At 74.1% G+C, this 20,935-nt stretch carries 20 protein-coding genes and 4 tRNA genes; 14 read left to right on the forward strand and 10 right to left on the reverse strand.

Features of this window, described 5'->3' with window-relative positions; translation table 11 throughout:
• Positions 1 to 3: 3 nt before the first annotated feature.
• Positions 4 to 1,665, forward strand: coding sequence for an ABC-F family ATP-binding cassette domain-containing protein (locus tag N0B34_RS04575; protein WP_412175703.1), 1,662 nt, complete (start codon positions 4 to 6; stop codon positions 1,663 to 1,665).
• Between the two features lie 29 nt (positions 1,666 to 1,694).
• Here N0B34_RS04575 and N0B34_RS04580 read toward each other — a convergent pair whose 3' ends face one another.
• Positions 1,695 to 2,249 (reverse strand): NUDIX hydrolase family protein, encoded by a 555-nt coding sequence (locus N0B34_RS04580; RefSeq protein ID WP_263730123.1) that lies wholly within the window; start codon positions 2,247 to 2,249, stop codon positions 1,695 to 1,697.
• A gap of 142 nt (positions 2,250 to 2,391) precedes the next feature.
• Between N0B34_RS04580 and trxA the strand changes: the two genes are divergently transcribed.
• Positions 2,392 to 2,763, forward strand: a complete 372-nt coding sequence (gene trxA, locus N0B34_RS04585) for a thioredoxin (RefSeq protein ID WP_263730124.1) — start codon at positions 2,392 to 2,394, stop codon at positions 2,761 to 2,763.
• A 152-nt stretch (positions 2,764 to 2,915) separates the two neighbouring features.
• On the opposite strand, the gene N0B34_RS04590 is transcribed toward trxA, so the two are convergent.
• Together N0B34_RS04590 and bcp are read right to left on the reverse strand one after the other, a co-directional pair.
• A tRNA-Leu gene (locus tag N0B34_RS04590) sits at positions 2,916 to 2,998 on the reverse strand.
• Between the two features lie 103 nt (positions 2,999 to 3,101).
• On the reverse strand, positions 3,102 to 3,569 hold the full coding sequence (bcp, locus tag N0B34_RS04595; RefSeq protein ID WP_263730125.1) for a thioredoxin-dependent thiol peroxidase: 468 nt from the start codon (positions 3,567 to 3,569) through the stop codon (positions 3,102 to 3,104).
• Between the two features lie 32 nt (positions 3,570 to 3,601).
• Between bcp and N0B34_RS04600 the strand changes: the two genes are divergently transcribed.
• The 3 genes from N0B34_RS04600 to N0B34_RS04610 all read left to right on the forward strand — a co-directional run bounded on the left by N0B34_RS04600 (position 3,602) and on the right by N0B34_RS04610 (position 4,539).
• Positions 3,602 to 3,967 carry a GroES family chaperonin gene (locus N0B34_RS04600; RefSeq protein ID WP_263730126.1) on the forward strand — a complete coding sequence of 122 codons (366 nt, stop codon included), beginning with the start codon at positions 3,602 to 3,604 and terminating at the stop codon, positions 3,965 to 3,967.
• Between the two features lie 176 nt (positions 3,968 to 4,143).
• Entirely contained in the window at positions 4,144 to 4,380 is a 237-nt protein-coding gene (locus N0B34_RS04605) for a hypothetical protein (RefSeq protein WP_263730128.1), read from the forward strand.
• Positions 4,381 to 4,466: 86 nt separating this feature from the next.
• A tRNA-Lys gene (locus N0B34_RS04610) sits at positions 4,467 to 4,539 on the forward strand.
• A gap of 86 nt (positions 4,540 to 4,625) precedes the next feature.
• On the opposite strand, the gene N0B34_RS04615 is transcribed toward N0B34_RS04610, so the two are convergent.
• Positions 4,626 to 5,405, reverse strand: a complete 780-nt coding sequence (locus N0B34_RS04615; protein ID WP_263730129.1) for an SDR family oxidoreductase — start codon at positions 5,403 to 5,405, stop codon at positions 4,626 to 4,628.
• Between the two features lie 141 nt (positions 5,406 to 5,546).
• Here N0B34_RS04615 and N0B34_RS04620 point away from each other — a divergent pair, with 141 nt between their 5' ends.
• Positions 5,547 to 6,725, forward strand: coding sequence for a pyridoxal phosphate-dependent aminotransferase (locus N0B34_RS04620; RefSeq protein WP_263730130.1), 1,179 nt, complete (start codon positions 5,547 to 5,549; stop codon positions 6,723 to 6,725).
• Positions 6,726 to 6,857: 132 nt separating this feature from the next.
• Positions 6,858 to 8,387, forward strand: a complete 1,530-nt coding sequence (locus N0B34_RS04625) for a dihydrolipoyl dehydrogenase family protein (RefSeq protein ID WP_263730131.1) — start codon at positions 6,858 to 6,860, stop codon at positions 8,385 to 8,387.
• A 34-nt stretch (positions 8,388 to 8,421) separates the two neighbouring features.
• Here N0B34_RS04625 and N0B34_RS04630 read toward each other — a convergent pair whose 3' ends face one another.
• From N0B34_RS04630 to N0B34_RS04640, 3 genes are read right to left on the reverse strand one after another with little or no spacing between them, the layout of a single operon-like run.
• A complete protein-coding gene (locus N0B34_RS04630) occupies positions 8,422 to 9,420 on the reverse strand; it encodes a glycine betaine ABC transporter substrate-binding protein (RefSeq protein ID WP_263730132.1) in 999 nt (332 codons plus the stop codon).
• Between the two features lie 33 nt (positions 9,421 to 9,453).
• The gene (locus tag N0B34_RS04635) at positions 9,454 to 10,221 is read right to left on the reverse strand and encodes an ABC transporter permease (protein WP_263730133.1); all 768 of its coding nucleotides are present in this window, start codon (positions 10,219 to 10,221) and stop codon (positions 9,454 to 9,456) included.
• A complete protein-coding gene (locus N0B34_RS04640; protein ID WP_263730134.1) occupies positions 10,218 to 10,937 on the reverse strand; it encodes an ABC transporter permease in 720 nt (239 codons plus the stop codon). Before N0B34_RS04640 ends, N0B34_RS04635 begins: the two co-directional genes overlap by 4 nt.
• A 75-nt stretch (positions 10,938 to 11,012) precedes the next feature.
• On the opposite strand from N0B34_RS04640, the gene N0B34_RS04645 reads away from it, so the two are divergent.
• From N0B34_RS04645 to N0B34_RS04655, 3 genes are all read left to right on the forward strand, one after another.
• Entirely contained in the window at positions 11,013 to 12,095 is a 1,083-nt protein-coding gene (locus N0B34_RS04645) for an ABC transporter ATP-binding protein (protein WP_263730135.1), read from the forward strand.
• Entirely contained in the window at positions 12,092 to 13,033 is a 942-nt protein-coding gene (locus N0B34_RS04650) for an ATP-grasp domain-containing protein (RefSeq protein WP_263730137.1), read from the forward strand. The genes N0B34_RS04645 and N0B34_RS04650 overlap by 4 nt, the downstream gene beginning before the upstream one ends.
• A 139-nt stretch (positions 13,034 to 13,172) precedes the next feature.
• Positions 13,173 to 13,248, forward strand: a tRNA-His gene (locus N0B34_RS04655).
• A gap of 149 nt (positions 13,249 to 13,397) precedes the next feature.
• On the opposite strand, the gene orn is transcribed toward N0B34_RS04655, so the two are convergent.
• From orn to N0B34_RS04670, 3 genes are all read right to left on the reverse strand, one after another.
• Entirely contained in the window at positions 13,398 to 14,045 is a 648-nt protein-coding gene (orn, locus tag N0B34_RS04660) for an oligoribonuclease (RefSeq protein WP_263730138.1), read from the reverse strand.
• Between the two features lie 85 nt (positions 14,046 to 14,130).
• Complete coding sequence (locus tag N0B34_RS04665; protein ID WP_263730139.1) at positions 14,131 to 14,346, reverse strand: hypothetical protein; 216 nt, start codon at positions 14,344 to 14,346, stop codon at positions 14,131 to 14,133.
• A 592-nt stretch (positions 14,347 to 14,938) separates the two neighbouring features.
• Positions 14,939 to 15,011, reverse strand: a tRNA-Arg gene (locus tag N0B34_RS04670).
• A gap of 128 nt (positions 15,012 to 15,139) precedes the next feature.
• On the opposite strand from N0B34_RS04670, the gene N0B34_RS04675 reads away from it, so the two are divergent.
• The 4 genes from N0B34_RS04675 to ettA all read left to right on the forward strand — a co-directional run bounded on the left by N0B34_RS04675 (position 15,140) and on the right by ettA (position 20,930).
• Complete coding sequence (locus tag N0B34_RS04675; protein ID WP_263730140.1) at positions 15,140 to 16,855, forward strand: GTPase domain-containing protein; 1,716 nt, start codon at positions 15,140 to 15,142, stop codon at positions 16,853 to 16,855.
• Positions 16,852 to 18,405 (forward strand): GTPase, encoded by a 1,554-nt coding sequence (locus N0B34_RS04680; RefSeq protein WP_263730141.1) that lies wholly within the window; start codon positions 16,852 to 16,854, stop codon positions 18,403 to 18,405. Before N0B34_RS04675 ends, N0B34_RS04680 begins: the two co-directional genes overlap by 4 nt.
• Positions 18,406 to 18,537: 132 nt before the next feature.
• Positions 18,538 to 19,068 (forward strand): single-stranded DNA-binding protein, encoded by a 531-nt coding sequence (locus tag N0B34_RS04685; RefSeq protein WP_263730142.1) that lies wholly within the window; start codon positions 18,538 to 18,540, stop codon positions 19,066 to 19,068.
• Positions 19,069 to 19,247: 179 nt separating this feature from the next.
• Positions 19,248 to 20,930 (forward strand): energy-dependent translational throttle protein EttA, encoded by a 1,683-nt coding sequence (gene ettA / locus N0B34_RS04690; protein WP_263730143.1) that lies wholly within the window; start codon positions 19,248 to 19,250, stop codon positions 20,928 to 20,930.
• Positions 20,931 to 20,935 lie beyond the last annotated feature (5 nt).

Genomic DNA, 20,935 nt, shown 5'->3' on the forward strand with positions numbered 1-20,935 from the left:
CGGGTGCAGCTGGTGGCGGACGAGGTGACGTTCGGCTACCCGGCGCACCCGGTGCTCGACCGGGTGTCGCTCGTCGTGTCCGCGGGCGACCGGCTCGGCCTGGTCGGGGAGAACGGCACCGGCAAGACGACCCTGCTGCGGGTGCTGGCCGGTGAGCTAGCTCCGCTGGGCGGCTCGGTGCGCCGTTCGGGGACCCTCGCGGTGGTGGAGCAGGAGCTGCGGGCGGCGAGCGATGCGACCGTCGGCGACGTCGTCCGGACGTCGCTGCAGGCTGCGCGGGCCGCCGCGGCGGCGCTCGAGCACGCCATCGCTGCGTTCGACCACGCCAGCGGCGAGCTCGCCACCTTGACCGAGGCCGTGGAAGCCATGGAGCACCTGGCGGCCTGGGACGCCGACCGTCGGGTGGACGAGGCGCTGAGCCGGTTCGGTGCGCCGCGCGACCCCCGGCGGCGGCTGGCGGAGCTGTCGGTGGGGGAGCGGTACCGCGTGCGGCTGGCCGCGCGGCTCGCCGAGCGGTCCGACCTGCTGCTGCTGGACGAGCCGACCAACCACCTCGACGCCGCCGGGGTGGACTACCTGACCGCTCAGCTGCGGCAGTGGCGGGGCGCGCTCGTCGTCGTGACCCACGACCGGCGCCTGCTCGACGACGTGATGACGGGGATCCTCGACCTGGACCCGTCGATGGACGGGCGTCCCGCGCTGTACGGGGCCGCCCGGTACGCCGACTACCGGTACGCCCGCGACGAGATGCTGCGCCGGTGGCGGGCGCGGTACCGCGCCGAGCGCAAGCGTGCCGCGGCACTGGCCGACCGGCTCGACCAGTCCTACGAGCAGCTGTCGGACGAGTGGCGCCCGCCCAAGGGCAGCCAGGCGCACCGGCGGGCCACCCGCGCGCGCAGCAAGGTCACCACCGTCGACCGGTTGATGCAGCGCCTCGCCGAGCAGTCCGTCGAGGTTCCCGTACCGCCACCGGCCCTGGCGTTCCCGGACCTGCCGTCCACCCCGAGCACCTACGGCGGCGGTCCGCTGCTGGACGTGCGCGCTCCCCGCGTGGCGGGCCGGTTGGACCTGCCCGGCCGGCGCATCGAGGTGGCCCCGTGCAGCCGCCTGCTGGTCACCGGGCCCAACGGGTCTGGCAAGTCGACGCTGCTCGCCGTGCTGGCCGGCACCCTCGCGACGGACCGTGGCGCCCGTGTGCTCGCACCAGGGACGCGGCTCGGGGTGCTGGCGCAGGAGTCGGACGACGTGACGGCGGACGCAGACGGGACCGCCCGAGCAGCTGCGCGGGAGGCTCGGCCGGACGGCGGCGCGCCGACGGCGTTCGAGGCCTACGCCGAGCACGCGCTCGGTCTGCTCGCCTCCGGCAGCCTCGACCCTGCGCAGCTCGTACCGGTCGCGGCACTGGGTCTGCTGACCGAGCAGGACCTGGACCGGCCGCTGGCGGAGCTGTCCGTCGGTCAGCGCCGCCGGTTCGAGCTGGCCAAGGCCCTGCTCGCGGCACCGCATGTGCTGGTGCTCGACGAGCCGACCAACCACCTGTCCGTCGGGCTGGTCGACGAGCTCACGTCGGCCCTGCGCGCCACGTCCGCCGCCGTGGTCGTCGCGACCCACGACCGCCAGATGCTCGCCGATCTCGCCGACTGGCCCCGTCTGGATCTGTCCTGACGGAGCCGCGCCTCGTAGCGCCCGCCCGGTCAGGGCATGCGGCCCACGTGGGCCATGGCCTGGCGCAGCAGCAGCCCCTGGCCGCCGTTCATCTCCAGCTGCACGTCCTGCTCGCAGGCCTGCTCGGGGGTGATCCAGGCGAGGTCGAGGGCGTCCTGCTGCGGACGGCAGTCGCCGGCGACCGGCACGACGTAGGCGAGCGACACCGCGTGCTGGCGCGGGTCGTGGTACGGCGTCACGCCGGGCGTCGGGAGGTACTCGGCCACGGTGAACGGCTGCGGGCTCGCCGGGATCTGCGGCAGGGCCATCGGGCCGAGGTCCTTCTCGATGTGCCGCACCAGCGCGTCCCGGACCCGCTCGTGGAACATCACGCGTCCCGAGACGAGCGCCCGGGACATCACACCCTCCGGTGTGACCCGGAGCAGCAGCCCGACGGCCACCACGTCGCCGGAGTCGTCCACCCGGACCGGCACGGCGTCCACGTACAGGATCGGCAGCCACTGCCGCGCGGACGCGATCTGGTCGGCGCGCAGCCAGCCGGCGGGGCGCTCGGACTCGGGCGGGAACTCGGCGGTGTCGGTCACCGCCCTGTTCTACCCCGTGCGGGTGCGCATCCGTGGCCGCACGCTCCGGCGGGTGGCACACCGGCCCGTGCACCGGGTGCGGAATACCTGCGGGGCGCCGCACGCTGAAGGGGCAGGACCGACGACGAGAGGATCACCACTCATGGCCACCACCACCCTCACCGGTGCCACCATCGGCGACACCGTCCGCGACAACGGCATCGTGCTGGTCGACTTCTGGGCGTCCTGGTGCGGCCCGTGCCGCATGTTCGCCCCGATCTTCGACGCCGCCTCGCAGCAGCACCCGGACATCGTGTTCGGAAAGGTCGACACCGAGGCCGAGCAGGACCTGGCTGCCGAGCTCCAGATCACCTCGATCCCGACGCTGATGGCCTTCCGCGACGGCATCCTCGTCTTCAACCAGGCGGGCGCACTGCCTGCGCCGACCCTGGAGCAGGTCATCACCGCGGTGAAGGACCTCGACATGGACGAGGTGCGCGAGAAGATCAGCCAGCGCGAGACCGCGAACGCCTGACGGCCCGTCGACCGCGCCGGGCAGCGGCTCCTGCCGCCGTCCACGCCACCGGTCGGCACCCTGAACGAACCGAAGGCCCGCTCACCTCGACGGTGAGCGGGCCTTCGTCGTGCCGAGCGCGTCGCCGGCCTGCCGAGACCGACGTGCGGACGTGCGGGAGGCGGGACTTGAACCCGCACGCCCGTGAGGGCACCAGGACCTAAACCTGGCGTGGCTGCCGTTTCACCACTCCCGCGCGAGCGGTACCGCCGCGCGTCGCCGATCCTCGCACAGGGCGCGGCACGGGCGACGCGGTCGGCGAAGCCCCATCGGGAGGGCCGGCCGCGGCGAGCGTCTCGTCAGACGAGCTGCAGGTCCCGGCGCAGCTTGGCGACGTGGCCGGTGGCCTTGACGTTGTACTGGGCCAGCTCGACGACGCCGTCGGGGTCGACCACCACGGTCGAGCGGATGACGCCGACCACCGTCTTGCCGTACAGCGTCTTCTCGCCCCAGGCGCCCCACGCCTCGAGCACCTGGTGCTGCGGGTCGGACGCCAGCGGGTAGGTCAGGTGCTCCGCCTCGGCGAACTGCGCAAGCCGCTCGGGCGTGTCGGGCGAGACGCCGACCACCCGGTAGCCGGCGCTCTGCAGCGAGCCGAGCGAGTCGCGGAAGTCGCACGCCTGCGTCGTGCAGCCTGGCGTCATGGCCGCCGGGTAGAAGTACACGATCACGTGCGAACCGCGCAGGTCGGAGAGCGTCACGGTGCCACCGTCGGCGGTGGGCAGCGTGAAGTCGGGAGCCGGGTCGCCGGCGGACAGTCGAGGCACGGGATCCTCCCGGGGTCGTTTCTGCCCACCCTATGTCGGCGGGTACCGTGCCCGTCGTGACCGCCCGGGACGAGACGAGCTCCGCCGACCTGCCGATCCGGATGCTCAACGACCGTGTCCTGGTCGCCCTGGACCAGGACAGCTCCGAGCGCCGCTCGGCGGCCGGCATCGTCATCCCTGCCACGGCCACCGTGGCGAAGCGGCTGGCGTGGGCACGCGTGGTCGCGGTGGGCCAGCACGTGCGGCAGGTGGCGGTCGGCGACCGGGTGCTGTTCGACCCGGAGGACCGTGCCGAGGTGGAGCTCGCCGGCGCGACCTACGTGCTGCTGCGGGAGAAGGACGTGCACGCGGTCGCGGAGCCCCGCGGCGAGGGTCAGGGGACGGGCCTCTACCTCTAGCCGGTCGACCTCTGGCCGTTCGGCGCTGCGACCCGCATCCGCCGGGACGGCCGGCTGCGGCGGCTCGCGAGGCTGCCGTCGGCGGGGCACGGCCCGTCGCACGTTCGCACGGATGGCGGCTGGGCGAATCCCGATCCGTGGGTCACGATGGAGGACCCACGATCGGACGGAGCCCCATGGCGCAGGACGACGAGACCACGGCCGACCAGCCGCAGACGAGCCCGGTGCCGCCGGCACCGCGTGCCGACGAGGAGCAGTCCCGCGTCGCGCAGGAGCTGCTCGCCGAGCACGTGCCGCTCGCGCTGCTGGTGGACCTCGTCGCACCGGTCGTGTCGTCCGAGGAGATCCTGCAGACCGAGGGCCTGCCGGAGGAGACGTGGTGGGAGGCCGAGCCCGAGACGCCCGGTGCCTGACCCGGCTGCCCTGTCCCGGCGTGCCGGGGTCGCCTTGACCTCCGGTTTCGCATCCGCGGCCCACCCCTGCTAACGTTTCGCCCCGCGCGCCATTAGCTCAACTGGCAGAGCAGCTGACTCTTAATCAGCGGGTTCGGGGTTCGAGTCCCTGATGGCGCACAGACGAGGGCCCCTGACGGCGGAGACGCTGTCAGGGGCCCTCTGGCATGGAGGGCGTCGACGATGTCGGCACGCCCTGCAGCTGCTCACCAGGTCGTGTCGCCGCGGATCACCGCGTCGCTGCCGCCGTCCACGAACACCACCTGACCGCACAGGTGCGTGTTCTCCTCGCTGGTGAGCCACGCGAGCAGCCGCGCCACCACCTCCGGCTGGGCGATGCCGTTGAGGGGCATCGGGACCAGCTTCAGCAGCTCCGTGCGGGCTTGTTCGGTGGTGAGCATGCCGCTGGTCATCGGTGTCTCGATGACGCCCGGCGCCACGGCGTTGAGCGGGATCGACGCACCCGCCCACTCCGGGGTCGGCGCAGTGCGGCGCACCCACTGGGCGAAGGCCTTCTTCGTGGAGCTGTAGATGAGGTTGCGCAGCTCCGGGTCCTGCGCCAGGACCTCGGCACGAGCCAGGGCTGCGGTCTCGTCGCCCGCGGTCATGTGGGCCACCAGCTCGTCGTCCAGCGGGTGCAGGCTGGCCATCGACGACACGCCGACGGCGCGAGGCGCCGCGGAGCCGAGCAGCAGCGGACGCAGGCCCTCGAGCGTGGCCACCATGCCGAAGAAGTTCACCGAGACGGTCGGGGGTGCCGGGATCGCCAGCCCGGCGATGGCGAGGACGGCGTCCACCGTGCCCCCGCTGAGGGCGGCGACCTCGTCGACGAGTGCGGTCCGTCCCTCGGCCGTGGTGAGGTCGACCGTCACGTCGGCGTCGTGCAGGTCGACGCCGATCACCTTGTCGTCACGGGACTCGAGCAGCTCCTTCGTGGCCTTCCCGATGCCGGAGGCCGCTCCCGTGATCACGTACGTGCGAGCCATGGCTGTCTCCTTCGACCCTGGTGGCTCCGTTGCCACCTGTCCCGATGCTAGGGACGTCGTGCCTCGTCGTCGCCGGTCGGTGACGCCTGCCCCGGCCTCGGGTCGTCGGACGTCCCGACGTCCCCGGACTACCATCCCCGCGTGCACCTGGCGGAGCGTTCGGCGCCCGACGAGCGGCCCAACGAGACGACCCGTCTCCGGGCCCGTCTGGCAGCCGACGGGGTGCCGGTGCTGGACCTGTCCGACTCGAACCCGACTCGGCACGGCCTGACCGACGCCGGTGTCCTCGAGGCGGTCCGCCGCGCGGTGCCCGCCGCGGCGTCCTACGAGCCGGATCCCCGCGGCCCCCGTTCGGCTCGCGTCGCGCTCGCGGGCCGGTACGGCGGCGTGCCGGAGGACTACTACCTCACGGCGAGCACCTCGGAGGCGTACGCCTGGCTGCTCCAGCTGCTCTGCGACCCCGGCGACGCGGTGGCCGTCCCCGCCCCCGGCTACCCGCTGGTCGAACCGCTCGCGCGACTGGCGGGCGTGCGGACGGTGCCGTACGCCGTGCACCACCTGCACCCGTACGGCTGGTCGGTCGACACCGGGCAGGTCGCGGCCCTGGCCGCCCGGCCCGACGTGCGGGCGGTGGTGGCGGTGAGCCCCGGGAACCCGACGGGCGCCTACCTCCGCGCCGCGGAGCGCGGGTCGATGGAGGCGGCGTGCCGTGCCGGCGGCGCGGCCCTGGTGCTGGACGAGGTGTTCGCACCCTTCCGGCTGGACGCCGCGCCCGGCGACACGGTCCCGCCGTCGTCGTCCGAGCCCGAACGCCCGTGCACCACCTTCACCCTGGACGGGCTCTCCAAGCTCGTGTGCGCCCCCCAGCTCAAGCTGAGCTGGTTGCGCGTCGCCGGCCCGGCAGGCGAGCTCCCGACGGTCCACCGGGCCCTCGAGACCGTGGCCGACACCTACCTGTCGGTCTCGTCCCCGGTCGCGCTCGCCCTGCCGGAGATCCTCGATCGGGCGGAGGCGTCGGTCACCGCCACGCGGGCGCGGCTCGCCGCGAACCTCGCCGTGGCGCACGCGCTGCTCGACGACGACGGCTTCCGGGTCCGCCGGTGCGGAGGCGGGTGGACCGTGCTGGTGGACGTGCCGCGGTACCTGCCCGACGAGCAGCTGGTGCTGACCCTCCTGGCGGAGGCGCACCTGGCGGTCCACCCGGGGTACTTCTACGACCTGCCGACCCCGGGCACGCTGGCCCTGAGCCTGCTCCCGGAGCCCCCCGCGTTCGAGGTGGGCTGCCGGCGGCTGCGAGCGGCGGTGCAGGCGCTGGCCTGACCCACCGCGGGGCCCGCCGCCGCGCGCCGCGGCCGGGTCTGCCACCAGGAGGCCCGGCATCATGGAGCCGCCGTGCGGTGCGGTGCGGGGCGTCGCGCTGCGCGAGGGCGGACCGCAGGACACCATGGCGCCATGACCGAGCGCGAGTTCGACGTCGTGGTGCTGGGTGGCGGGGCGGTGGGGGAGAACGCGGCCGACCGGGCGTCCCGCACCGGCCTGTCCGTGGCCCTCGTGGAGGAGGCCCTGGTCGGCGGGGAGTGCTCGTACTGGGCCTGCATGCCGTCCAAGGCCCTGCTGCGGCCGGGTGACGTGGTGCAGCAGGCCCGTGAGGCCCGGGGCGTCGGCGACCCTGGCCCGTTGGACGTCCACGAGGTGCTGGCCCGGCGCGACGAGGTCACCCATCACTGGGACGACACCGGCCAGGTCCAGTGGGCGGAGGGCGCCGGCCTCACCGTGCTGCGCGGCCACGCCCGGTTCACCGGCCCCCGGACCCTCCGCCTCGAGCAGGTCGACGGAGACGTCGACCTGCGGGCCCGGTGCGCCGTCGTGGTGGCGACCGGCTCCACCGCCGTCGTGCCGCCGGTGCCGGGGCTCGCGGACGTGCGTCCGTGGACCAGCCGGGAGGCCACGTCGGCCCACGAGGTGCCGGAGCGGCTGGCCGTCATCGGCGGCGGGGTGGTCGCCGTCGAGATGGCGACGGCCTATGCGGACCTCGGGTCCGCCGTGACCGTCCTGGTCCGTGGTGACCGGCTGCTCGAGAGGGCCGAGCCGTTCGCCGGGAAGGCGGTCGCCAAGGCGCTGATGCAGCGCGGCGTCCGCGTGGTGCTCGGTGCCGAGGTGGTGTCCGCCCGGCGCGAGCCCGGTGGGGTGCAGCTGGTGGTGCAGCACCACCAGCACGAGGGTGCCCGGACGCGCGACGGTTCGGCCGGCACGCGCCCGGAGGACCTGGTCGTCGACGAGGTGCTCGCGGCGACGGGCCGCCGGCCGAGCACGGGCGACCTGGGCCTGGAGACGATCGGCCTCGAGCCCGGCCGTGCCGTCACGGTGGACGACGCGCTGCAGGCCGTCGGCGTCGAGGGTGACTGGCTGTTCGCCGTCGGCGACGTCACCGGCCGGACGGGCACCACCCACCAGGGCAAGTACGACGCCCGGGTGTGCGGGGACGTCATCGCCGCGCGGTTCGACCCGCGAGAGGACGCGAACGTCTCAGCGGACCAGGGCGCGGGATCGGTGCCGCGGGGCCTGACCCGGTCCGGTGAGCAGGAGGCGGGGCCGTGGAGCCGCTACCGGGCGTCGGCCGATGCGGCTGCCGTGCCGCAGGTCGTCTTCTCCCGGCCCCAGGTCGCGTGGGTCGGCATGACCGAGGCGGAGGCGAGACGTGCCGGCCTCGACGTGGTCGTCCACGGGTACGACCTGCAGAACCTGGCGGGTGCGACGGTCACGTCGCCGGAGTACTCAGGACGGGCGCAGATCGTGGTGGACACCTCACGCGACGTGATCGTCGGCGCGACCTTCGTCGGTCCGGACGTCGGCGAGGTGCTGCATGCCGCCACGATCGCCGTCGTCGGCGAGGTGCCGCTCGATCGGCTGTGGCACGCCGTGCCGTCCTACCCGACGGTCAGCGAGGTGTGGCTGCGGCTGCTCGAGACGGCCGGCCTGTAGGGCTGGCCGGCCGTCCCGAGCGCGGATCGCCGGATCAGCCCAGGCTGCCGTCCGACGTCAGCACCAGGCCGATCGTCGCGTCGCCCTTCCGGATCGCCTGGCCGATCGCACCGAAGTCGTACGACTTGAACTCGGAGACCTTCAGGCCGTAGGTCTGCTCGAGACCGATCTGGCAGAACGGCCGCTGCGGGCACTCGGCCGGCCCGGCGAGCACCACGCCGCCGCACGCCGACGCGAGATCGCTCAGCGTGCTGACCTTGTGCTTGTCGGCGAAGGCCTGCGTGACGGCGAAGCCGTTCTGGTCCTGTGCCTTGGACGCCGTGCCGATCGTCAGACCCGCCTTGGCGGCCAGGGGCGTCAGAGCGGCCACCGTCTTGTCGACGTCGGAGGAGGCGACCGGCGCCGCGCTCGCACCGTTGGCCTGGGAGTTCAGGTAGGTCGCCAGCGAGGCGGCGTACTCGGGCACGGCCGTGAGCTGGCCGGACTCGAGGGCCGGGAGGTAGGTCTCCCGGGAGCCGATGGTCCGGGTGCTCGCCTGGTAGCCGGCGGTCCGGAGCACCTCCGCGTAGATCTCCGCGAGGGTCGCGCTCTCGGAGAAGCCTGCGGCTCCGACCACCACGGTGGCACCCGCGCCGGACTGGTCGGTCGCGGCGAGCCCCTGCTTCTGGACGAACTCCTTGGCCACGTCGGAGGAGGTCCGTCGATCGACGTCGACGGACTTGTTCAGCGACACGAGCGTCGGGGTGTCCAGCTTCGCGGAGACGGAGTTGAGCAGGGTCACCAGGCTCGGGTGGTCCGTCGCAGCCTTGGTGTTGATGGCGGGCAGCACGTTGTCGGCGTTCTGCAGGCCCTTGTCGTCCTTGAGCAGGACGAGCTTGTCGCCGGCGACCGGTGCACAGGCGGCTGCCGTGCCGGACGACGCGGCAGCCGGGGCCTGCGTCGTGCCGCCGCCGGAGCCCGGGGCGCCGCAGGCGCTCAGGGCGAGCACGGCGACAGCCACGCTCGTGAGCAGGGTGGTGCGTCTGGCGGGCATTGATGTGCTCCTCGCAGATCGGGGTTCGGACGACTAGACATCGCGGACTGGGTCGTTCGACCCGGCCCGGACGACATGGGCAACTTGCGTGGTGGGCGGCGTATGCCCGGACTCGCTCTCGACCGGCACCGAGCGGGTCAGCGCCCGGATGCCGGCGGGCGTGACGAGGCGTTGCAGCAGGGCCAGCAGCCCCTCGGCGGCGAGCGACAGCGCCGCGACCAGCACGGCGCCGGCGACGACCTGCCCGTACCGCTGCACTCCGAAGCCGGTCACGACGATCGTGCCCAGGCTGCGACCGCCGACGAGGGCCGCGAGCGGCACGGTGGCCACCACCTGGACCACCGCGGTGCGGAGCCCGGCTGCGAGCTGCGGGACGGCGAGCGGCACCTCGACGGTCCACAGCCGGCGTGCGCCGGACATCCCCATCCCGCGCGCGGCGTCCCGGACGTCGGCGTCCACGCCGCCGAGCCCCGTGACCGCGCCGGACAGCAGCGGCGGGACCGCGAACACCGCGCACGCCAGGGCGGTCGCGACGTTGCCGAACAGGCCGGTGGCGCCGAACAGAGTCAGCATCGCCAGGGTCGGGAGGGCCCGGGACGTGTTCGACACGACGACGCCGACCGTCGCCCCGCGCCCGCGATGGCCGAGGTAGAGACCGGTCGGCACCGCGACGAGCGCTCCGAGCAGCACGGCCAGGCCGGTCACCACCAGGTGCTGCCGGGTCAGCGCCAGCACACCGGACGGCCCCGTCCAGTTCAAGGGGTCGTTGAGCCACCGCAGCGCCTCGAGCAGCACGCTCATGCCGGCTGCACCCCCCGGACCGCCCACGGGGTGAGCAGCCGACCGATGCCTGCCAGCGCCAGGTCGACCACGAGGGCGAGCAGGAGGCAGAGCAGCGTGGCCGTCATGATCTCGGCGTGGTAGTTGCTGCGGAAGCCACGGAACATCAGCTGACCGAGGCCGCCGAAGCCCACCACCACCCCGACCGTGGTCAGCGCGACGGTGGTGACGGTCGCCAGCCGGACGCCCGCCACGATGCTGGGCAGCGCCTGCGGCAGCTCCACCTGCGTCAGCATCCGTAGCCGCCCGTACCCCATGCCGCGCGCCGCGTCGACGATCGCGGGGTCCACGCCGCGGAGACCGACCAGCACGTTGCGCACGATGACCAGCAGCGCGTAGGACACGAGGCCGATCAGCACCGTCACCCGGCCGATCCCGGTCCACGGCGCGAGCACGGCGAACAGCGCGAGGGACGGGATCGTGTAGAGCACCCCGGTGACGCCGAGGACCGGACCGGCGAGCCGCGGCCGCAGGTGGGCGAGCGCGCCGAGCGGGAGGGCGATCACCAGCGCGATGGCCACCGCCTGGAGCGTCAGCGTCACGTGCTGCCCGGTCGCCGCCAGGACGTCTCCGCTGTTGCGCTGCAGGTACGTCCAGGACAGCCACGGGTTGGGCGCGGCGTCCGAGGTGAGGGTGGGCACGAGCGAGGGGACCAGCTCGGGGACGAGCAGGAGCATGCGCCGAACCTAGCCAGGGCCACCGACACGCGCAGCCGCTGCGGCTGTCGGAGGCCTCCGCTAGCGTCCGAGCCCATGACCAGCACACCGGCGATCCGGTTCGAGCACGTGCGCAAGGAGTACGGCGGCGAGGTCGCGGTCGACGACCTCACGCTCGAGGTGCGTGAGCACGAGCTGCTGGTGCTGGTCGGTCCCTCCGGCTGCGGCAAGTCGACCACGTTGCGGATGGCGAACCGCCTGGTGGAGCCCACCTCCGGCCGCATCGAGCTGGCGGGGGAGGACGTCACGCACGTGGACCCGGTGCAGCTGCGCCGGCGAATCGGGTACGTGATCCAGGGCGTCGGGCTGTTCCCGCACCGGACCGTCGCGCAGAACGTCGCGACCGTGCCCGCGCTGCTCGGCTGGGACCGCCGTCGCACGCAGGACCGGGCCGAGCAGCTGCTGGCGCTGGTGGGCCTGGACCCCGCCCGGTACGCGCGCCGCTACCCGCACGAGCTGTCCGGGGGAGAACGGCAGCGCGTCGGCGTCGCCCGGGCCCTCGCCGCCGACCCGCCCGTGCTGCTGATGGACGAGCCCTTCGGTGCCGTCGACCCGGTCGGTCGGGCGCGGCTGCAGAGCGAGTTCCTGCGGCTGCACGCCGAGCTCGGCACCACCGTGGTGATGGTGACGCACGACGTCGACGAGGCGGTGCGGATGGCGGACCGGATGGTGGTGCTGAGCACCGGCGCGCACGTGGAGCAGCTCGCCCCGCCCCTGGAGGTGGTGGCACGCCCCGCCACGGCGGCGGTCGCCGACCTCGTCGGCCGCGGACGCACGGCGAGCCTCCTGTCGCTCGGCACCCTGGAGCGGGCGGACCTCGACGAGCCGGTTCTCACCGGGGCGACGGACGGCACGACGGGCCGAGGCGATGACGGCCGGTCCGTCGTCGGCACCGGACCGACCGGGGGCGGTACGGCACCCGGTGTCGTGTCCCTCGGCGCGGGTCTCGACGAGGTGCTCGGTGCCCTGGTGGCGCTCCCGCCGGGCCGCGACGGGCAGCCGCCGTCCCTCACCGTCGTCGACGGTGACACCGTGGTCGGCCGGGCCGGACCGGCCTCGGTCCAGCGCGCCCTGCACCGGCTCACCGCCCTCGCACCCGTCGGTACGCTGCCGGAGTGACCACCGTGCCCCCCAGTTCAGCTCCGGCTCGCCTCGCGATCGCCACGTGCGCCGAGCTCCCCGAGCTGGACCAGGACGACCGCCTGCTGCGCGACGCCCTCGAGGCGCGGGGCGTGGCGACGGCGGCCGTCGTCTGGGACGACCCGACGGTCGACTGGTCGGCGTATCCGCACGTGCTGATCCGCTCGACGTGGGACTACACCGACCGTGCGCGCCAGTTCGCCGACTGGACCCGCCGGGTGGAGCACTCGTCGGCGCTCCTGAACCCCGCCGAGGTGGTTGCGTGGAACATCGACAAGACCTACCTGCGCGACCTCGAGCAGCGTGGCCTCCCGATCGTCCCGACCATCTGGCTCGACCCCGAGCGCAACATGGACGCCCGCGCCATCCACACCCGGTTCCCGGCGTTCGGCGACTTCGTCATCAAGCCGACCGTCAGCGCCGGCTCCCGCGACACCGGTCGCTACGAGGCGGGCGACACGCCGTCGCGGATGCTGGCGATCACCCATGCGAAGAACCTGCTCGGGGTGGGCCGGCACGTGATGCTGCAGCGCTACCTGCGCCAGGTCGACACCGTCGGGGAGACCGCCCTGGTGTACGTCGACGGGCAGTTCAGCCACGCCGTGCGCAAGAGCGCGCTCCTCGCGGGGCCCTACCGCCGCGAGGAGACGGAGGGCGTGCTGTACCGCCGCGAGCGGATGGCGCCGCGCGACGCGTCCGAGGCGGAGCGTGCCGTGGCCGACCGGGTGATGGCGACGATCCCGGAGGTGTTCCCCGGCCTGGACCGTCCGCTGCTCTACGCGCGGGTGGACCTGATCCCGGACGACGAGGGCAAGCCGGTGATCCTTGAGGTCGAGCTCATCGAGCCGTCGCTCTTCCTCGAGCACGCCCCCGGGTCCGCGGAGCGGTTCGCCGAGGCGGTGGAGGCGCGCTTGTGAGGCACTCGGCACCCGGCTGCTGAGAGTGGGCCGGCTCGGCCGGCGCGGAACCGTCCCGCCGGCCGCTGGAGCGGACCGCCGTCCGGCACCCGCTACACTTTCCGTCGGCCCTCGCCGCTGCGGCGGCGCGGAGACCGTGGTGGCTATAGCTCAGTTGGTAGAGCACCTGGTTGTGGTCCAGGGGGTCGCGGGTTCAAGTCCCGTTAGCCACCCCAGCGCGAAGGGCGCCGACCTGCGAGGTCGGCGCCCTTCGTCGTCTCGTGCCAGTCCGTGTCAGGCCGTGCCAGTCCGTGTCAGGCCGTGCCAGTCCGTGTCAGGCCGTGCCAGTCCGTTCCAGGTCGGGCCAGGCCGTGGCGCCCGGCTGTCAGGCGCTGGTCCCCCCGGCGACGGACGGGCTGGCCAGGATCTCGGCGGCGATGCGTCGCGCCGTGGCCGAGTCCGGCCCGGGCGCGGCCGGCAGGAGCGCCGACCGGTAGTAGCGCAGCTCGTCGATGCTCTCGAGGATGTCGGCCAGCGCACGGTGGCCGCCCTGCTTCGCGGGCGAGGCGAAGTACACCCGTGGGTACCAGCGGCGCGCCAGCTCCTTGATCGACGACACGTCGATCACGCGGTAGTGCAGGTGCCCGACGAGCTCCGGCATGTCCCGGTCGAGGAACGTCTTGTCGGTCCCGACGGAGTTGCCCGCCAGCGGAGCCTTGCCCGGCTCGGGCACCCACGTGCGCACGTAGTCCATGACCGTCTCCTGCGCCTGCTGGAGGGTCACCCCGGTGCTCAGCGCCTCGAGCAGCCCGGACGTCGTGTGCATCGTCCGGACGAAGTCGCCCATCGCCTCGACCGACTCCGGGGGCGGTGCGATCACCACGTCCACGCCCTCGCCGAGCACGCGCAGCTCGGAGTCCGTCACCACCGCCGCCACCTCGACCAAGGCGTCCTGTCGCAGGTCGAGGCCGGTCATCTCGCAGTCGATCCAGACGATCCGGTCGGAGCTGCCGTTGGCGGGGGTGCTGGTCACGGGGGTCAGCCTAGATCGGGCCGCCCACCAGGACCGTCGCGAGAGAGCACCGTGGGACCGCGGTGCGTCGCCGCGCGCCGCCCGGCTACCGGTGCCGGTGGGGCTCCTCGGCGGCGGGCTTCTCCGCGTCGTGACCCGGGAGCGTGGACGCCGCCCACGCGGCGCAGGGCACGACCACGGCGACGCCGGCAGCCGCCCACGCGGCAGCGCCGGAGGTGGTGCCGGCCCACTGCAGCACGCCCCAGGTGCCGCCGCCAGCGGCGAGTCCCAGCGCGGCGCGCTCGGCCCAGGTGGTGAGCACGCTGCGCAGGTGCCGGCCGGTCGGGAGGGACGCATGGGGCGGAGGCGCGCCGTGCCGACCCATCCGTGCCGTCCTTCCCGGGACTCGTCGGCCGCGGCGCCACCTCGGCGAGGCGTCTCGACGGCGCGGCCAGGCGCCATGGTGGCACGCCGCGGACGGTCGCACGTCCCGGGCCGTGCGCGGCCGGGCGAAACGACCCTGCACGACGAAGGGCGCGGTCCCTGCCCTCGTCGGGAAGGACCGCGCCCCTCGTGCGCTGCCTCGTCGTGCGGTGCCGTCAGCGAGACGCCACAGCCGGCGGATGGCCGGTGCGACGACCGGGCCTCCCGCCGCCTTGTGCACGTCTGGGCACCGAACGAGCGCGGCGCGTCGCGGCGGCGCGCGCGATGCGCTCGGCGTGGTCGAAGCAGATCAGCTGGTAGGTGGTCTCGGGGAGCACGGACGCCTCCTGGGCGCGACGAGGCAGCCCCTGCGAGGGGGCGACCGGTGAGGTGGACGTGATCTACGACACCACAGCGCCGTCGCGCGGGTCACGGCATTTACGGCACGCGCCGGCCGCTCCCGACGGGTGGCCGACGTGCTCGTCCTGCGGTGCCCCCGCCCGGATTCGAACCGGGAACCGACGGATTAGAAGGCCGTTGCTCTGTCCGTTGAGCTACGGGGGCGGGCCGGTCGTCCGGCGCTGCCATCGTACGAGGCCTGGCGGTGGCTCCGGAGCGGTCCCGCGGGCTGCTGGTCGTTCACCCGCGCGCCGCGTTTGTGCAGGTCATCAGTGGGACACGAGAATGGGGCCGTGAGCGCGCAGCCCGGCACCGCGCCGGCGCACCCCTCGTCGCACGGGGGAGGCCGGCATGCCGGCGACGATCCGCGCTCGATGCTGGCCCGTCCGCTGGCCGCGACGTCGCTGCTGGACGCCGTCCGGGACCTGCACCGCGACGTCGAGGCGACGTCCTTCCCGCTCGACCTGCCGGGTGCGGAGCCGGCCCGGACGTCTCGCACGAGGCTGGTGGACCAGCTCGGTGAGCACCTCGTCCCTCGGCTGACGGAGCTCTCCGCACCTGCGGTGGTCGTGGTGTCCGGCTCGACCGGTGCCGGCAAGTCGACGCTGGTCAACTCGCTGGTCGGCACCGAGGTCAGCGCGGCCGGCGTGCTGCGGCCGACCACCAGACGTCCGGTGCTGGTCCACAACCCCGACGACGCCGACCTGCTGTCCCACCACCCCGTGCTGGAGTCGGTCGAGGTGGTCGCGCACGGGTCGGTGCCCCGCGGCATCGCCGTGCTGGACGCCCCCGACCTCGACTCGGTGCTCGAGTCGAACCGGGAGTCCGCCCACCGCCTGCTCGAGGCCGCGGACCTGTGGCTGTTCGTCACCACCGCCGCGCGCTACGGGGACGCGCTGCCGTGGCGGGTGCTGCAGGACGCGGTCGAGCGGCAGACCACCATCGCGATGGTCCTCAACCGGGTCGCCCCGGAGTCCTTGCCCGAGGTGCGCGGGGACCTGCTGGAGCGCCTGAGGGCCCACGGTCTGCAAGGGGCACCGCTCTTCGTCGTACCGGACGTCGGCCCGCACGAGGGTGTCCTGCCGCCGGCCGTCGTGGCACCGATCCGACGCTGGCTGACGATGCTGGCGGGCCCGGACCGGGCGCGCACCGTGGTCGCCCGCACGTTGCGCGGGGCGCTCGAAGCCCTCCGGCCGTGGGTCGACGAGCTGGCCGACGCCGTGCAGGAGCAGGCGGACGCCGCGGCGGCCATCGGTGCGCGGCTCGACGACGCCGTGGTGGCCCCGGGCCGGCGAGCCCGCGAGCACGTGGCCGCCGGTGCGGTCGCCGACGGGGCCGTCCGGGCCCGCTGGGCCGAGCTGACCGCCTCGGGCGCGCCACTTTCGGGTGTCGTCAGGCGCTCGGGCCGGATGCGCGGCTCATCGCGCACGGCGCGCGCTCGGGAGGCCGCGGTGGCGCCGCTGCTGCGGGACCTCGTCACGACGGTCACGTCCGTCCTGGTCGCCGCGGGTGAACGTGGTCAGGACGCCGTCAACGCCGCGCTGGTGGACGAGCACGCGCCTGCGGGCTCGGCGTCCGTGGCGGCGGCGCTCGGCCGTGACGACGGTGTCGACGAGCGCATCGCCGGGGCGCAGCAGGCCGCCCGCGGCTGGGTGGCCCAGGGCGAGCGCGCACTGCACGCAGCGCTGGCCGCCGAGGCCCATCAGGGTGCCCGCGCCTCGCGGCGGCGTCGGCGCGTCCGCCGCGTCGTCGGAGACCCGGTGCTGGCCGCCGTGGCACTGACGGGCGCGGCCGGCGTCGTCGGGGCCGCGGAGCTTCTGAGCACCCTGCTGGGCGCCACGGGCGCGGCCGTGGTGGACGACCTGCGCGGGCAGCTGTCGGTGCTCGCGGCGAACCAGGTGGACCTCGAGCGGGCGGCGGTCGACGCGGTGCTGCGGCAACGGGACCTCGCGGCCGACGCCGCCAGCACGTTGCGGCTGCGGCTCGCCGTGCTGAAGGCGTTGACGTGAACGGCACCCCCGCCGCTCCGGACCAGCCGCTTCCCGCGCCGGCCGGCGCCTCGGCGACCCCCGAGGCCGCGTCGACGTTGGAGGGCGAGCAGACGGCCGCCCTGCGTCAGCGGGCGGACGCGCTGGAGGAGGCCGTCCGGCGGGCCGGTGAGCGGGTGGACCCGGAGGTCGCCGAGCAGGTGCTGGCGGTGCTGGACCGGGTGCGCGAGCGCCTGCTGCTCGGGGTGGACCACACCGTGGTGGCGCTCGCAGGCGGCACCGGTTCGGGCAAGTCGAGCCTGTTCAACGCGGTCGCCGGCCTGCAGTTCGCCGAGGTCGGCGTGCGCCGCCCCACCACGTCGCGCGTGACCGCCTGCGTCTGGGGGACGGGCAGCGGTCCGCTGCTGGCGTGGCTCGGGGTGGACCCGGACGACCGCATCGAGCGCGAGAGCCTGCTCGACGGCGAGCACGAGGCGGCGCTGCGCGGCCTGGTGCTGCTGGACCTTCCGGACCACGACTCGGTCTCCCCGGAGCACCGCGCAGTCGTCGACAGGGTGCTGCCCCAGGCGGACATGCTGGTGTGGGTGGTGGACCCGCAGAAGTACGCGGACGACGCGCTGCATGCCGGCTACCTGCGGCGGCTCGTCGGTCACGAGGCCGCGATGGCGGTGCTGCTCAACCAGGTGGACACCGTCCAGCCCACGCTTCGCGACGGTCTCGCCGCCGACGTCGAGCGTCTGCTGGTCGAGGACGGGCTGCGCGGCGTACCGGTGCGCCAGGTGTCGGCTCGTACCGGCGAGGGCGTGCAGGAGGTCCGCGCGGAGCTCGCTCGCGTGGTCGCGCAGCGCTCCTTGGCGGCGCGGCGCGCGGACGCCGAGCTCGACGGTGCCGCCCGTCTGCTGTCCGGGCAGCTGGCCGCCGCCGAGCCCGAACCCGCTCGACTCGCCGTCGCCCCGGTGGTCGAGACGCTGGCGGCCGCCGTGGGCCTCGACGCGGTCGCGGATGCCGTCGCGGCCCTCGTCCGGGGCGCGTCTCCGTCGGCACCGACCTTCGGTCCCGTGCCCCTCGACTCGGTCGCCCAGGCGCGGTCCGGGTGGATCGAGCACGCGACGGCCGGGCTGCCGGCGCGGTGGGCCCGCGACGTGCACGAGCGGGTGGCGACGGACGCCGAGCTCGGCCTCGCCCTGACGGACGCCCTGGCGGGGGTCACCGTGACCGCTCGGCGTTCCCGCTGGGCGGCCGCTCTCACCGCCCTGGCCGCGCTGCTCGGCCTCGCCGCCGTGATCGCGGCGTCCGTGGGCCTCGGCGAGTGGCTCGGCGGCAGGTCCGCCGACGGCTGGGCGCTTCCCTCGGCCGCAGTGACGGCCCTGGCAGCAGTGCTGGCCAGGTTGGGGGCGACGGCCGTGCGCCGCGCCGCGGCCGGCCGACGCGCGGCCGCGGTCGTGGCCGACGGACGGGCGTCCATCGAGGGCACCGCGCGCGCCCGGCTGGTGGTCCCGGCGCAGCAGGTGATCGCCGAGCACCGGCGCACCCGTGAGCTGGTCGCCTCGGCGCGGTCGCTCGACGACTGAACCGCCCACAGTCCCGGTCCGCCGCCCGTCGTCGTCGGCCTCCGTCCTCCGGTGGCTACGGGTGCGGCCAGCGGAGGGCAGCCTGCCGCCACGCGCCCCGCCACCGTCGGGGCCTCGGCGATGGAGGTACCGATGAGCACGCAGTCCACCCTGACGATCACCGGCTGGCTGGGATCGGACGTGAAGTACTCGCCCGGCGGCGACGGATCGGTCCCGTACGCCTGGTTCCGGCTCGGCGCGACGCGCCGGTTCTACGACCGGGCCTCGGGGGAGTGGCGGGACGCCGCGACCCAGTGGTTCACGGTCAAGGTCTGGCGTCACGTCGCGGCGAACGTCGCGCAGTCGCTGCGCAAGGGCGACCCGGTGCTGGTGCACGGCAGGTTCGCCACGGACGAGTGGGCGGGCCCCGACGGACTCCGGACGACGCTGGTCATCGAAGCCGATGCGCTGGGTCCGGACCTGAGCTTCGGCAGCTCCCACTTCGCCCGGACCGTCAGCCCCGGCCGCGACCAGACGCCGGAGGGAGCGCCCGCCGACCTGAGCGCGTTGGCCGAGCTCGACGACGAGGCGCAGCCGGACGCCGAACCAGCTGAGCTCGAACCGGCCGACGAGGCCGAGGAGGACCTGTCGACGGCCGCGCTCACGCTGGCCGGGAGCAGGTGATCGCCTAGGCTGGTGCACCGGCACCCGGCGACGACGCAGCGGAGCCGGCCCGCTCACGGCGTGGCCGGCCTGCTGCGACGACCCGCGCGGAGCACCTGCGCGGGCGAGGGCCCGGGGAGCCACCGCCGGCGGCGAGATCCCGCGCCGGCCACCCGAGCAGCGGAGCGGACAGCAGGCCAGTGGCTGAGTTCATCTACACCATGTACAAGGCGCGCAAGGCGCACGGCGACAAGGTCATCCTCGACGACGTCTCGCTCAACTTCCTCCCGGGCGCCAAGATCGGCGTCGTCGGCCCGAACGGGGCCGGGAAGTCGACGATCCTACGGATCATGGCCGGCCTGGACCACCCGTCCAACGGCGAGGCGCGGCTGTCTCCCGGGTACACCGTCGGGATCCTGCAGCAGGAGCCGCCGCTCAACGAGGACAAGACGGTGCTCGGCAACGTCGAGGAGGGCGTCGCCGAGATCAAGGGGAAGCTCGACCGCTACAACGAGATCTCGACGTTGATGGCGGACCCCGACGCCGACTTCGACGCCCTGCTGGCCGAGATGGGCCACCTGCAGGAGGCGATCGACGCGGCGGACGCGTGGGACCTGGACGCCCAGCTGGAGCAGGCGATGGACGCGCTGCGCTGCCCGCCGCCGGACGCGGACGTCAAGGTGCTGTCGGGCGGTGAGCGCCGCCGCGTCGCCCTGTGCAAGCTCCTGCTCGAGAAGCCGGACCTGCTGCTGCTGGACGAGCCGACCAACCACCTGGACGCCGAGTCCGTGCTGTGGCTCGAGCAGCACCTCGCCAGCTACCACGGTGCCGTGCTCGCGGTCACCCACGACCGGTACTTCCTCGACCACGTCGCCGAGTGGATCTGCGAGGTCGACCGCGGTCGCCTGTACCCGTACGAGGGCAACTACTCGACGTACCTGGAGAAGAAGCAGGAGCGGCTGCAGGTCCAGGGCAAGAAGGACGCCAAGCTCGCCAAGCGGCTGAAGGACGAGCTCGAGTGGGTCCGGCAGAACGCCAAGGGTCGGCAGGCCAAGAGCAAGGCGCGCCTGGCCCGCTACGAGGAGATGGCTGCCGAGGCCGACCGCACGCGCAAGCTCGACTTCGAGGAGATCCAGATCCCGCCGGGCCCGCGGCTGGGCTCGGTGGTCATCGAGGCGACAGACCTGCGCAAGGGCTTCGGCGACCGGGTGCTGATCGACGGCCTCAGCTTCACGCTGCCGCGCAACGGCATCGTCGGCGTGATCGGCCCGAACGGCGTGGGCAAGACGACGCTGTTCAAGACGATCGTCGGGCTCGAGCCGCTGGACGCCGGGACGCTGAAGGTCGGCGAGACGGTGTCCGTCAGCTACGTCGACCAGGGCCGTGGCGGCATCGACCCCGCCAAGACGCTGTGGGAGGTCGTCTCCGACGGGCTCGACTTCATCAAGGTCGGCCAGGTCGAGATGCCGTCCCGGGCCTACGTCGCCGCGTTCGGGTTCAAGGGTCCTGACCAGCAGAAGCCGGCCGGCGTGCTGTCCGGTGGTGAGCGCAACCGCCTGAACCTGGCGCTGACGCTCAAGCAGGGCGGCAACCTCCTGCTGCTCGACGAGCCGACCAACGACCTGGACGTCGAGACGCTCGGTTCGTTGGAGAACGCCCTGCTGGAGTTCCCGGGCTGCGCGGTCGTCGTCTCGCACGACCGCTGGTTCCTCGACCGCGTGGCGACCCACATCCTGGCGTACGAGGGGACCGAGGAGGACCCGTCCCGCTGGTACTGGTTCGAGGGCAACTTCGCGTCGTACGAGGAGAACAAGGTCGGTCGCCTCGGCGCGGACGCGGCTCGTCCGCACCGCGTCACGTACCGCAAGCTGCGCCGCGACTGACGGGC

Origin of the sequence: Cellulomonas sp. SG140, assembly GCF_025770785.1 — a bacterium.
Lineage (GTDB): Bacteria > Actinomycetota > Actinomycetes > Actinomycetales > Cellulomonadaceae > Cellulomonas.